Consider the following 13638-nt stretch of genomic DNA (forward strand, 5'->3'; position numbering starts at 1 on the left):
ACCTCTTGATTCTGATTAAACTTAAAATTCGCTTCATTTCGCTTGCCATTCAATAATCTGGAGCTTTACTTATCTCTCCCAAAGGCGTCCCTCAACCCATACTTTCACGGGCAACCCTTGAAGTTTTTGGCCTAAGAACGGTGTGTTCTTACCTTTTGTCGCGAGAGAGTCAGCGGTGATGGTCTCTGCGTACTCAGGATCAAAAAGCACCAAATCGGCGACTGCCCCCGGCTTTATGGACCCTCCGGTCAGCTGAAAGCGCTGAGCGGGGTTCATGCTCCAAGCTTGGATCAGTGTTTCTACTGGCAACACACCTGGGACAACTAAGTGCTGCCATACTGCCGCCAAAGCCGTCTCTAGACCTGAAATTCCAAAGGGGGCTTCATCAAATGGATTCGCCTTCTCTTCCCAAGTGTGGGGGGCGTGATCGGTGGCTAACATATCGATGGTTCCATCCAACAATCCTTCGATCAACGCTTGTCGATCCGCTTCGGTACGAAGTGGAGGATTGACTTTATAGGAAGTAGCGTAAGGAGTTTCAGCAATGGCCTCGTCGGTAAAGATCAGGTGGTGCGGATTCACTTCAGCAGTCACATCCACCCCTCGCTTCTTCGCATCCCGTATAAGCGCCACGCTTTCCTTAGCTGAAATATGGGCTAAGTGAAGCTTTCCGCCCCCCTCTTCTGCTAAGAGAAGATCGCGGGCCACCATAACACTTTCCGAACTGCTAGGAATTCCCCGCAAGCCGAGATGAGTACTCACAAAACCCCGATGCATCACCCCATGGTGGGCGAGGCTTTCATCCTCACAATGACTGACGACTGGGCAGCGGGTTAGCTTGGCGTATTCCAGAGCCAAACGCATCATTTCTGCACTCTGAACCCCTCGTCCATCATCGGAAAAGCCTACCGCCCCAGCCGCGGCCAGTTCAACCATCTCCACAAGTTCCTTCCCGTCTTGTCCCTTAGTCATCGCGGCAATGGGATGAACCTTGGCTAAGCCAACCTTTTTTCCTTGGTTCACTACATATTCGATCAGGGCCTTTTGATCTAGTACAGGAGTTGTGTTGGGCATGGCTAAGATGGTGGTAAAGCCACCCCGGACTGCTGCCTGGGAACCGCTGGCAATATCCTCTTTATCCTCACGGCCCGGTTCTCTGAGATGGGTATGCACATCGATAAGGCCCGGAAAAAGATACTTCCCTGTAGCGTCAATTTCCTCCCATGTCGAGGACTCTCCTAGTTTCTCCCGAACCTCTTCGGCAGTCATGCTCTTCTTAAGCTCAATAATTCTACCTTCTCCTATCAAGACATCGTAGTTTCCCGAGAAGCTTTGAGCCGGATCAACTACTTGCACATTTTTAATCCACCACATGATTTGTCCCTCCTCCCAATAATAGATACATAATAGCCATGCGGACGGCGACACCGTTGGTTACTTGTTCTTCAATAACCGACTGGCTGGAATTGACGATACTGCTTTCAATTTCAACCCCTCGATTCACCGGTCCGGGATGCATGATCAGGGTCTTTTTACCGGTCCGCTGGACTCGTTCGGCAGTAATTCCGTAAAGCTGTGAGTATTCCCGCAGACTTGGCAGTAGCCCTGCCTTTTGCCGCTCGAGCTGCAGCCGCAAAGCCATGATGACATCAGCTCCAGCCAGTTCTTCATCGAGATGATAGGTTGTTTTCACACCCCAGGATTTTATTTCGGGGGTGAGCAAGGTCGGGGGGCCGACAAGCACTACTTCTGCCCCCAAGGCTTTAAGGGCCCAAACATTGCTGCGGGCGACTCGGGAGTGCAGAATGTCTCCCACGAGAAGAATCTTCTTTCCTTCAACGCTACCTAGATGCTCCTGCATGGTAAATAAATCGAGCAAGGCTTGGGTGGGGTGCTCATGTTGGCCATCCCCAGCGTTAATCACACCGGCTTTAAGTTCCTTAGCAAGAAAATGTGCCGCTCCCGAACTAGAGTGTCGAATGACTACAAGATCCGGCTTCATGGCTTGCAAGGTTCTCACGGTATCCAGCAAACTTTCGCCCTTATTGACACTGCTCTGAGCCACGGCCAAGCTGGTAGTATCGGCACCGAGAATCTTGGCTGCTGTTTCAAAGGAAGTTCTGGTGCGGGTAGAGGATTCAAAAAACAAGTTATACACCGATCTCCCGCGAAAGGTTGGTAGCTTTTTTACGGTCCTTGACAAGATTTCCTTCATGGGTTTTGCTGTATTGATGATGATTTGAATCTCACTTGGCTTAAGATCTTCCATATGCAGAATGTCTTTTCGAGTCCAGCCCATACTTTTCTCCCCTTACAGTTCTATTATTTAATAAGCAAAAGCTTAAACTTACTGATACCTCTAAAGAAACCCGGCTTCGCCGAACCTTTAAGAGCACAACTACTGAAGGCGAAGTCGTTGGTTGCACAAAAAATCCCCTTACCAAAGGTAAGAGGATATAAGGATACAAGTACCCTGTATTCTCTACCCTTGGCTCACTCTCTGGAAAGCTCTTAAAGGGTATCTTAAGTTAGTCGCGTTGATTTCATACCTTATGTTAATTACTTTTGTTCAGAACGCTCTAGCAAAAGTACTTCATCCACTTCATCAATCTCTTGAATGCAGACTGAGACAATCTCCCGGCTCGAGGTGGGGAGGTTCTTTCCCACATAATCGGCACGGATAGGGAGTTCTCGATGACCGCGATCCACAAGGACGGCTAATTGGATTTTTTCCGCCCTTCCTAAATCCATGGTAGCATCGAGAGCGGCTCGGGCAGTTCGTCCCGTGAATAAAACATCATCTACTAAAACCACTGTCTTCCCCTCTATAGGAAAGGGCACCTCGGTTTGATGAACCACCGGCTGTATATCAATCCGACTTAGATCATCTCGATATAAGGTGATATCTAGTATCCCTAAGGGAAGTTTAACGCCTTCAAATTCTTCGATGCGTTGTCGAATTCTTTCTGCCAAGGGAACGCCGCGACGTCGGATTCCAATCAGGACGACCCCGTCTGTTCCTTTATTCTTCTCGATGATTTCGTGAGCAATCCGCGTGATTGCCCGTCGGATTCCATCCGCATCCAGAATCTTGCTCTTTGTGATCCCTTCCAAAGCTTTGCCCCCTTGCCTAAATACGTACAAAAAAACTGCCTACTTGCGCAGCAGACAGTTATCCCACTTCTTTCTGCCTTCTGCGTCTCACAGGACCTTTTTAAAGGCTATCACAATTTTAGTCTAACTTAGATGCCAACCATTGTCAATCAGAATTCCCATGTATTTTTCAAAGCATATTAATCAATAATTTATTCACTTATCCAGAGGGCAGGGGCTGATAGTAACTACCTCTCTCCTTCACGAATCGCTTGTAAAGTCTTCTGAAAACGTTCCGGTGGCGAAGCACTAAACTCGAGATATTCTCCTGTCCTCGGGTGGATAAACCCTAAGCGCAGAGCATGTAACATTTGACCTTGGATAGCAAAAGGATTTTTCCTTGGTCCATACAACGGGTCTCCCAAAACCGGATGTTTAAGGTAGGCCAGATGAACGCGAATCTGATGAGTTCTACCTGTTTCTAAGCGAGCCTGAACATAGGTAAAATCAGAAAAACGCTCCAGAACCTCATAATGAGTTATAGCTTCTTTAGAATTATGAAAAACCACCGCCATTTTTTTACGATCAGCCTGATCCCTGCCAATAGGAGCATCAATCGTTCCCGAAGGTTCGAACAACACACCATGCACAATAGCTTGGTATTGGCGTGTCATGCTATGGGCCTTAACTTGTTCAGCCAAGCCATGGTGGGCTAAATCACTTTTTGCCACCACAAGTAACCCCGAGGTATCCTTATCAATGCGGTGCACGATTCCCGGACGTAATACGCCATTGATGCCAGAGAGATTCTGACAGTGATAAAGCAAAGCATTGACCAAAGTCCCTGTCCAAGCCCCCGGTGCCGGGTGAACCACCATACCCTGTGGTTTATTGACAACCAGCAAATCCTCATCCTCATATACTATATCTAGAGGAATGTTTTCTGCTTCCACCTTCAACTCTTGCGGTGGAGGAATCACGACTGTAATCTTATCTCCAGAGCGTACCTTATAATTCGATTTTTTTACGGTTCCATTGACGAGAACGTGACCGTCCCCAATCAGACCTTGGACATAAGAGCGGCTCTTGTCGACCACTTCGGTGACACCAACATCCAGGCGGGTTCCTTCCGGTAGCTCGAGTGCCAATGCTTCACCTAGTCCGACCTGCTCCAAGTCTTCTATCCCTAAATCCGTCTCTAGATTTTCTTCATAGGTTTCTAATCCATTTAACCCTTCGCAATCCATACTTGTCCCCTATTCCATTCCCTTTTCTCCAAACTTACTCGGCCTTCTGTTCCTTAGTTTCATTCCGGAACATCATCAGCATCAATAGACCAACACCAACAACGATAGCACTATCGGCGAAATTAAATACGAAAGGCCAAATCTGGAAGTCAAGATAATCCACAACCTTACCAATAAAAACCCGATCATAAAGATTACCTAAAGCGCCTCCGCCGATGAGCCCTAAGGCCAAACGAGTCACCCATTCTTCCCGTGGGAACATCTTCAATTGAGCATAGATTATTCCCGCTAAGACCACTACTGCTGTAAGAATAAACACCCAGGACTGACCCGGCAATAAACCAAAAGCTGCTCCCGGATTTAAGACATAGGTTAAATGAAAAATTTTGGGTATCACAATGACTGATTCACCGGGGACCATATTCCCTTGAATATAGACCTTCAAAACGCGGTCGAAAATCCAAATCCCCGCAATGGTTAGCCATACCAACAATCTGTTACCCTCCCCGACTCTATATTTGCTCATCTATCTTAACATACGAAGGCGGGGGCGGGCAATGCTGTACCTACTAAGATCGACCGTGTCTTCTTCCATAATATACCGTATTGTCCAAGCCAGGTTCCACATCAACTTCCAATGTCTCCACCGCTTGAACTGCTCCGATCGCTTCATCCCCATCCTCATAAAAGGTATTGGGATCACTCAGGTCTCGATTCGTACCTAAATCTTGAGGCGAATCAGAGGTCCCAAAGCTGGCGACGGCTTGCCAAGAATCCTCCCCATCAAAGCCAACGCGATCGGTTCCATCGTTAAAGGATCTTGAAAAAGGATTATGAAGGAGCTCATCCTCCACGGGCTCTCGATGCAGGGAATGCTGCTCTTCTTTTTCCTCTAAACGACTGCAGGCGGTACAAACGGTGGTATAGGGCAAGGCTTCTAACCTCTCCAAGGGAATGTCCTTTTGACAATGCTCACAGATTCCATACTTACCTTCTTCATAGCGCTGCAATGCCGAATTCATAGCATGAACCCTGTGCTGGAGGCGATCATGGCTTGCCACGTCCCGAGAACGTTCATAGACCTCCGTGGCAATATCCGCGGGATGATTGTCGATTACCGAAAGCTCACCAAGGGATTCTCGCATATCCCCAGTAATCAGTTCGGCTGCCATTTCCATCGCTTCTTCTTTATCTTTTTTTAGCTGTTCAATAAGTTTTGAGTATTTGCTTTCTGTCATGATGAGCCTCCTCTTATTTCCTAATACCCATTATGCGCATTTACAAGCTCCACAAGCTCTCCGATAACTCCACCGATCACCGGTAAGTTTAAGAGCACCAGATTTTTCAAAAACATCGCCAGTAATCCCAAGAGAATCGTCGCCCCTATAGCACCGCCGAGGCCCCTGACAAGTCCCACCCCAAAGTTAAGCCAAAGCAGACGTCGAGGATTATTCAGGTAACTAATATATTCCGTCAGGTTTATTTTCTCCAAGATCAGTGATAAATCCTGAACCTGTTTTCTTAGCTCTGGTCCTTCTTCTGACCGGCTTAAGGCCTTGTTATGATCGGTCGTCAACTCATTCACCTCACGATTCTCAAACTCAGTTTTCCCAAGCAGAAAAATTAATATCCTTACCGTTCAGTGATAAAGAAATCTGACTTCGCTATGACGTAGATTACAAGCATCACTGAAGGCGAAAAAAAGAGCTCCTCTTTGTCATCAACAGTTACTGCGTCTTAACTGTCTACCTCAAGAGGAGCGCTCTAACTTTTCGCATTCTATTTCTCAAAATCCTATTTCTGAATTCAGAAACCTTTCACTTAATCTCTTCGAAATTCTAAGGTCGGATACATGTTGAAGCACACCCTAAGAAAAACAATTCTTCAGCCTAGCTATGGAACTCAAGGAGGGTTAGTCCGGTGTTAAATAGCTAGCAAATAGCTGATAAAAAGTCCTATAACCATCAATAATCCGAAATAGGTATTCGTTTGTCCCGTGGCTTTCATCGCCGGCATCATGGTTATAGGCTCGGTCTTGCCGACAAAGCCTTGGGTCGCTTGGATCGCTTTGGGAATACTCAGCAGGGACAAAAGAATCCAAGGAGTAATCGTCCCTGACACCACAAGTCCCACCAGCCATAAATAAGCAAGTCCAAACATCACAGCCATAAATTTTACGGCGTTTTGCGGTCCTAAGACGACCGGGATAGTCTTTCTCCCATTGGCCTTGTCCCCATCATGATCGCGGAGATTATTCCCTAAATTGATGAGACCTACTAAAATACCGCTGGGTACAGCAACCAAGACCGCTATACCGGAAACATAACCTGTTTGGATAAAAAACGCAATCAAAATAATCAAGAAACCCATGAACAAGCCGGAAAATAGTTCTCCTAAAGGAGTGTAGGAAATGGGGTAGGGTCCTCCAGTGTAGAGATAACCCATGAGCATGCAAATCGAGCCCACCACTGCCAACCACCAAGAGGAAGATGCGCAGATATAAACACCCAAAAGAACGGAAATCCCATACATCGTCAGGGCTAGGGTCATGATTAAGCGTGGCGACATCCCATGGCGCACAATGCCACCGCCGATACCTACTGATTTCTCTGTATCCAACCCTCGCTTAAAATCATAATACTCGTTGAAGAGATTGGTTGCTGCTTGAATAAGCACACTAGCCACCATCATCGCTGCAAAGAGCAAAGCGTTTGTTTTGCCCTCCAACAGTGCCAGAACCGAGCCCAAGAGAACCGGCACAAAGGCCGCTGTCAAAGTATGGGGCCGGATCAACTCCCACCATATCTTCCAGTTTTTCTTATTTGAATGTGCATCGTTGTGCTCTACCTTCATAACTTTCTCCTCTTTTAGGACTTTACCACGCAACAAGGGTAATCCATCCATTTATAGCTTAACAAATTAACAACAATCGACAATAAGCTTATTTCTGATAAAACTAACATCCTATTCCTACCTAAACTTCGAGACAAACCTAACCTTACTTATTATAACCAATACCCGAATGTCAATAAAGGAAAAAATTCAAGGAGCCCAGTGGCTCCTCTTAGTCTCCGTTACTTTTTGTGAAATAAACAAAACCTCCACCTAGAGTCGTTGTCTTAATCCACAAGGCTAGGTCAGCCTTCTTTAAGATACCTTCATCCAAAATCGTAACGCTGGCCTTGCCCTTATCCTCCTCATAGTCGAGTTGAATAATGGTGACCCAGTGCCAACGGCTCAGGTTTTTTACCTCACCATTATGCCAATTTAAAAAGGCAATCGGCGCATTGTTATCCAGTGCGTCCGCCAAAAAATCAATCATCTTAGCTAAACTCGGGCGTCTGTAGACTGCCTCAGGTACTTCGCAAAGATAATATTCCAGCTCAATCCCCTTGGTCTGAGCAAAAGCCAGCATTGGTTTGTAAAACATGCTTAGTTTATGAACTCCTCGTAATGAAGGAGTAACATAGTGCCACAGTTCCTTCATCAAAGCAACCCAATCCTTTTGACTTTGCAGCCGATCCGCAGGTGAACGCTGCTCGTAGGTTAAATAATAAAAAATATTTGTAGCTGCACAAGGGCCACAGCCCGCCAGACGCTGGAAAGTCGTCGGATACCATCTCTGACAGGAACCATAAGCCACTTGATGGTCATCTGGATTAATATGCTCAAACACATCAGGATGTGCAATGGCTTTTGATATCAACATTCCCCAACTCCTTAATCGGCAGCGGCGTTTTTACCCGCCAAATGGGCTGAGGACCAAGCCCATTGAAGATTATAGCCGCCACAGTCCCCGTCTATATCCATAACTTCTCCAGCAAAGAAAAGTCCCGCCACAAGCTTGGATTCCATAGTCGCCGGATGGATATCGCGAACGTCAATGCCACCGGCCGTCACTTGAGCAGCTGTCCAAGTGTTGGTTCCGGTAATCTGAAAACGCCAGTCCTGCAGTATATTCAGGATAGCCTCCTTCTCGCGGGAAGTAAGCTCCGCGACCAATTTGTGCATATCCTCAATACCCGCCTGTTTCAAAACAACAGGTGTTAATTGCTTGTTAATAAAGCCAACGAAGCTAAAGTGCACACTTTTTTCCGGCTGATCTTGCCAGCGTTTCTGCAGGTAGTGAGCCAGCTTATCCTTTGTCCAGGTATGAAGCATCGAGACCTTAACGCATACCTCTTGTTTACTTTTTAATTTCTCGGCAGCCGCACGGCTTAATTGAAAAATTGGCGGTCCGGAAATTCCGTACTCCGTGAATAGCAATTCCCCTTGGGCTTGGGCCAGGGATTTATCTTTGACAATAATCTCAGCCAACCCCTCGAATTTGATACCTTTGATCTGCTTCAGAAAGGGTTCGGCAAGCTTAAGCTGTACTAAGGCCGGAAACGGCTCTACAAGACGATGCCCCAAACTCTCAGCCAAGGCATAGCCACTCCCGGTAGAACCCAAGTTTGGAGCAGCCTTCCCTCCTGTCGCGAGAATGACTCGATGGGCAAAGTACTCTTTTCCATCCTTCGTCAAGACCTCAAAGCCTTTGTCCAGTCTGCGAAGTCCTTTCACTTCCGCTTCCAATACCACTTCAATTCCTAAACGTTCCACTTCATAGCGTAGGACATCTAAGACGCTGGAGGCTTGATTAGAAAAAGGAAATACTTTACCTTCCTCTTCCACCTTATGAGCAATGCCAAGGCCCTCAAAAAACTCAATGGCTTGATTATTATCAAAGGCTTGCAAAGCCTTCACAGCAAATCGCGGATTCTGACCATGATAATGCGATAGTTGCAGATCCGTATTGGTTAGATTACAACGCCCATTACCCGTGGCTAAGATTTTCTTGCCGACCCGCTGATTTCTCTCTAAGATAGTCACCGCCGCTCCAGCCTGACCGGCAATGATTGCAGCAAACAAACCAGCGGCCCCGCCGCCGATCACGACGACTTTGAGTTGTTTCCCCTTAGGCATTGGTATCCCCCTCACGGTCTAAATCACTTTATATCATACACCATTTTTATGGAATAGAGCAATTTTAAGGCGAAGTCAAAAGCATAAAAAAGCTACGGTGCTCTTGATCAAACACCGTAGCTCTTATCCGTGAATATTTCAGGTTTTCTTATCTTTCTATTTTTAGATATTGTAAAGCGAAAGGATTAACCGACAATGACGTCCAGCAAATCTCCATTTCTTAAGCCAAAGGCATTGCCTTCGTCTGTATCCACATGCATATCTAAGGCATAATTAGGGCTTACCCGGATCAGAACGCGTTCAAAAACTCCTGCCCGTGGTCCATTCACTTGAACCTTAACATGGTCCCCATCTTTCACGCCATATTTTTCAGCATCTTCCGGTGTCATATGAATATGACGAGCTGCAATAATCGTTCCAGCCTCAACTTGGACTTTTCCGGCGGGGCCGACTACTTCCAATCCAGGGCTGCCTGCAATATCTCCCGAATCACGAACCGGGGGTTTTACCCCAATCTTAAAGGTATCTGTAGCTGCAAGCTCCACTTGGGTGGCTTTACGAGCAGGTCCTAACACACGCACACCGGGCATCGAACCTTTAGGTCCTACTAAGGTTACAGTCTCTTCACAGGCAAATTGACCCGGTTGAGATAGATCCTTTGTCCGAGTGAGTTGGTGTCCGGCACCAAAAAGGATACCGATATGTTCCTCAGAGAGATGAATGTGACGGTTAGAAATTCCGACGGGTACTTGAAAGGTTTTCATGAACATGACCTCCTGGTTAAAGTTTCTAGACGCTATCTCTATGCTAATCTACAACTTATAATTATACTCCATATTTCGCTAAAAATCTGCATCAGAAAATTGCTTCTTTAAAATTGCAATTCAATACTGCTCAATCTTCAACTTTTCGCCAACGGAGATCGGGTTTTCTGGCTGCGCCTGTCTCATCCAAGCGAGTGACCAACGTATGATGGGGAGCGTTTTTCACCATTTCTACATCATCTTGAACTTCGGCAGCAATTTTTATCATGACCTGAGCAAATTGTTCAAGGGTTTCCATGCTTTCCGTTTCCGTAGGTTCAAGCATCATCGCCTCTTCCACGATGAGTGGGAAGTAAATCGTGGGCGGATGATAGCCATAATCCAAAAGTCGTTTGGCGATATCCAAAGTATGAACACCGTATCCTTTGAGATTTTGCGGAGTAATAATAAACTCGTGCATGCAGATTCGGTCATAGGGCAGATGATAGTGCTCTTTTAAGATGCTCATTAGGAAATTGGCATTGAGGACAGCATTTTGAGACGCAGCAGTCAACCCTTCTCCCCCTAGAGCCCTGATATAAGCATAGGCCCTAACCAATACCCCAAAATTAGCTTGGAAAGCTCTGACCCGTCCAATAGAAAGAGGACGATCTGCGTCGAGGGTGAATTTCCCATCGCTCGTGCGCACTGCCACAGGCTTCGGCAAATAGGGTGCGAGAAACTCTTTGACTCCTACAGGTCCTGACCCCGGACCGCCTCCACCGTGTGGAGTAGAGAAGGTTTTGTGAAGATTGATATGGACCACATCAAAGCCCATATCTCCAGGACGGGCAATCCCCATAATTGCATTGGCATTGGCCCCATCGTAGTAAATTAGACCACCCACATCGTGGATTATCTTAGCGATCTCTAAGATATTCTCATCAAAAAGACCTAGGGTGTTCGGATTAGTCAGCATTAAGGCCGCTACTTCCTCATTGGCCGCTTGGCGCAAGGCCTCAATATCCACCCCGCCACGTTCATTACTAGGTACTTGCACAATCTCAAAGCCCGCCATGGCCGCTGTCGCGGGATTCGTTCCATGGGCAGAGTCCGGTACAATAACCTTCGTTCGCTTAAAATCCCCCTGTTGCTCATGGTAGGCTTTTATGATGAGAATTCCCGTCATTTCACCATGAGCGCCAGCAGCCGGCTGGAGGGTAAAGGCATCCATACCCGTAATCTCCGCCAGATCCTCTTGAAGTTCAACCATCAAACCCAGAGCACCTTGAACTAAGGCTTCCGGTTGATAGGGATGAATCTGACTAAAGCCCGGCAGACGTGCCAGTCTTTCATTAACCTTGGGATTATACTTCATAGTGCAGGAGCCTAAGGGATAGAAGCCTGTATCCACCCCATGGTTAAAGGTGGACAGTCTGGTGAAGTGACGGACCACGTCCACTTCCGAGACTTCGGGGAGCTCCGCTTCCTTCTCTCTCAAGAATTCTCTTGGAACTAGGGTCTCTAAGGAGACCTCCGGAACATCACAGGGGGGCAAACTAACTCCTGTCCTGCCCTCTTGGCTCAGGTCAAAAATAAGCGGTTCTAGTGCTTTCATTGTATCTCCCCCATTCTGGCCACTAGCCGATCGATATCTTCCTTGCTCTTGGTCTCTGTGACGCAGAAAAGAAGATGCTGATTCAGTTCCGGGTCGAAACGGGATAAATCGAGACCGCCGATGATCTTATGCTGTAAAAGGTGTTCATTGACTCTCTGAGGACTGATTTGGGTTTTGATCACAAACTCGTTAAAAAACGGACTGCTAAACGCTAGGGACATTCCGGGGAGCTTCCCAATCTCTTGAGCCGCATAATGGGCTTTTTGCAGATTAAGGTGGGCCATCTCCTTGAGCCCCTTTTTACCTAATCCCGAGAGGTGAATGGTAAACGCAAGGGCACAAAGGGCCTCATTTGAACAGATATTTGACGCTGCCTTCTCTCTACGAATATGCTGTTCCCTAGCCTGCAAGGTGAGTACATAACCCTTCTTGCCGTTTTTATCCTTAGTGGCTCCGACAATCCGCCCCGGCATCCGCCGTATGTATTTTTCACGACATGCTAAGAAACCAAGATAGGGACCACCGAAATTCAAAGGATTGCCAAAGGGCTGTCCTTCTCCCACCACGATATCCGCACCGAGCTCGCCAGGAGATTTAAGCAATCCTAAGGATACTGGGTTCACCGCCATGACCAGTAGCGCCCCCTTGGCGTGTGCTAACTTGCCAATCTCCTCAGCTTGTTCAATAACCCCAAAGAAATTTGGGCTTTGCAACAAGACTGCTCCCACCTCTTGATTAAGCGCGCCTTCTAATGCGTCGAGGTTAATGACGCCGTTGGTGGAGGGAATAGACTCAACTTCCACACCGCGAGGAAGCAGATAGGTTTGGAGTACTTCTCGATATTCCGGATGAAGTGTTTGCGGCACAAGCACTTTCTTGCGACGGGTAGCATCGCAAGCCATCAGGGCTGCTTCAGCTAAAGCAGATGCTCCATCATACATGGAAGCATTGGCCCCGTCCATGCCCGTCAATTCGCAGACAAGAGTCTGAAACTCATAGATCGCTTGCAGGGTCCCTTGGCTAATCTCCGGTTGATACGGAGTATAGGCCGTATAAAACTCCGAGCGGAGCAGAAGTTGGTCTACATAACTGGGGATGAAATGCTCATAGGCCCCTGCTCCCAGATAAGAATCATACTCTTCGACCGTAGTATTTTGGGCAGCAAGTCCTTGAATTGATTTCACCAATTCATATTCAGACATGCCTTGCCGAATCTTTAATTGAGCTTGGCGCCGAACGCTTTCTGGGATATCCGCAAAAAGCTCTTCAATCGAGTTGACTCCTATTCGGGCCAGGATCTGTTCTTGCTGGTCCACTGTGTTCGGCACATAATTCATATTAATGGCCCTCCTCCGCGAGAAACGCTTCATATTCGGCGGCAGACATTAATCCATCTAAATCCTTTAAGTCATCAACTTCTACTTTAACTAACCAACCCTCTCCATAGGGATCGTTGTTCAGTAGCTCGGGAGAATCCAGGGCCTCTTGATTGAATTCGATGACCTTGCCCCCGACAGAGGAGATAATATCCGATACCGCCTTCACAGATTCCACTGTTCCATAAGCTTGCCCTGCTACCACGGTCGTATCGACCTCCGGTAACTCAACAAATACTACATCTCCCAAGCTTTCTTGGGCATGTTGGGTAATTCCTAAAACTACTGTATCTCCTTCTACCCTAGTCCACTCATGAGATTTGCTGTACTTTAATTCCACTGGATTCATATGATCATCCTCCTTAATTATGTGGGACTACAGTCCCCAATACTTGCATCTGTTATTACTACTCTGAGAAAAAGTGACCCATGAGCGTAGCTTAACATACCGGTGAGAGCGATTTCACTGTGTAAAAGGCAGCTAAGGCTTCTGCCTCGCTTCACTCGCCATAAGCCAAGCTTTCTTTAGCGCGGAAGGGCGTTATAGGAAACTCGGCTTGTGTGAAGAATGAACAGAAGCCCTAGCTGACTTATCC

The 13638-nt window shown here is 47.0% G+C and carries 14 protein-coding genes; all 14 read right to left on the minus strand.

Annotated elements, in window-relative coordinates; all coding sequences use genetic code 11:
• Positions 1-69: 69 nt before the first annotated feature.
• Complete coding sequence (locus AAC978_RS03330) at positions 70-1374, minus strand: dihydroorotase (RefSeq protein WP_341546549.1); 1305 nt, start codon at positions 1372-1374, stop codon at positions 70-72.
• Positions 1361-2299: an aspartate carbamoyltransferase catalytic subunit gene (locus AAC978_RS03335; protein WP_341546550.1), complete on the minus strand. Its 939-nt coding sequence runs from the start codon at positions 2297-2299 to the stop codon at positions 1361-1363. Before AAC978_RS03335 ends, AAC978_RS03330 begins: the two co-directional genes overlap by 14 nt.
• 260 nt (positions 2300-2559) lie before the next feature.
• Entirely contained in the window at positions 2560-3114 is a 555-nt protein-coding gene (pyrR, locus tag AAC978_RS03340) for a bifunctional pyr operon transcriptional regulator/uracil phosphoribosyltransferase PyrR (RefSeq protein ID WP_341546551.1), read from the minus strand.
• A 227-nt stretch (positions 3115-3341) separates the two neighbouring features.
• Positions 3342-4340: an RluA family pseudouridine synthase gene (locus tag AAC978_RS03345; RefSeq protein ID WP_341546552.1), complete on the minus strand. Its 999-nt coding sequence runs from the start codon at positions 4338-4340 to the stop codon at positions 3342-3344.
• A 34-nt stretch (positions 4341-4374) separates the two neighbouring features.
• Positions 4375-4833, minus strand: coding sequence for a signal peptidase II (gene lspA / locus AAC978_RS03350; protein ID WP_341546553.1), 459 nt, complete (start codon positions 4831-4833; stop codon positions 4375-4377).
• A gap of 76 nt (positions 4834-4909) precedes the next feature.
• A complete protein-coding gene (locus AAC978_RS03355) occupies positions 4910-5578 on the minus strand; it encodes a TraR/DksA C4-type zinc finger protein (RefSeq protein ID WP_341546554.1) in 669 nt (222 codons plus the stop codon).
• Positions 5579-5598: 20 nt separating this feature from the next.
• Positions 5599-5916 carry a DUF5665 domain-containing protein gene (locus AAC978_RS03360; RefSeq protein ID WP_341546555.1) on the minus strand — a complete coding sequence of 106 codons (318 nt, stop codon included), beginning with the start codon at positions 5914-5916 and terminating at the stop codon, positions 5599-5601.
• Between the two features lie 347 nt (positions 5917-6263).
• On the minus strand, positions 6264-7193 hold the full coding sequence (locus AAC978_RS03365) for a 1,4-dihydroxy-2-naphthoate polyprenyltransferase (protein ID WP_341546556.1): 930 nt from the start codon (positions 7191-7193) through the stop codon (positions 6264-6266).
• A 211-nt stretch (positions 7194-7404) separates the two neighbouring features.
• Positions 7405-8049, minus strand: a complete 645-nt coding sequence (locus tag AAC978_RS03370; protein ID WP_341546557.1) for a hypothetical protein — start codon at positions 8047-8049, stop codon at positions 7405-7407.
• Between the two features lie 11 nt (positions 8050-8060).
• Complete coding sequence (locus tag AAC978_RS03375) at positions 8061-9305, minus strand: BaiN/RdsA family NAD(P)/FAD-dependent oxidoreductase (protein WP_341546558.1); 1245 nt, start codon at positions 9303-9305, stop codon at positions 8061-8063.
• Between the two features lie 185 nt (positions 9306-9490).
• The gene (locus AAC978_RS03380) at positions 9491-10069 is read right to left on the minus strand and encodes a phosphate propanoyltransferase (RefSeq protein WP_341546559.1); all 579 of its coding nucleotides are present in this window, start codon (positions 10067-10069) and stop codon (positions 9491-9493) included.
• A 130-nt stretch (positions 10070-10199) separates the two neighbouring features.
• Positions 10200-11666 (minus strand): aminomethyl-transferring glycine dehydrogenase subunit GcvPB, encoded by a 1467-nt coding sequence (gcvPB, locus tag AAC978_RS03385; protein WP_341546560.1) that lies wholly within the window; start codon positions 11664-11666, stop codon positions 10200-10202.
• On the minus strand, positions 11663-13003 hold the full coding sequence (gene gcvPA / locus AAC978_RS03390; RefSeq protein WP_341546561.1) for an aminomethyl-transferring glycine dehydrogenase subunit GcvPA: 1341 nt from the start codon (positions 13001-13003) through the stop codon (positions 11663-11665). The genes gcvPB and gcvPA overlap by 4 nt, the downstream gene beginning before the upstream one ends.
• A gap of 1 nt (position 13004) precedes the next feature.
• On the minus strand, positions 13005-13391 hold the full coding sequence (gene gcvH, locus AAC978_RS03395) for a glycine cleavage system protein GcvH (protein ID WP_341546562.1): 387 nt from the start codon (positions 13389-13391) through the stop codon (positions 13005-13007).
• Between the last annotated feature and the right edge of the window lie 247 nt (positions 13392-13638).

Origin of the sequence: Desulfitobacterium sp. THU1, from assembly GCF_038181555.1 — a bacterium.
Taxonomy (GTDB): domain Bacteria; phylum Bacillota; class Desulfitobacteriia; order Desulfitobacteriales; family Desulfitobacteriaceae; genus Desulfitobacterium.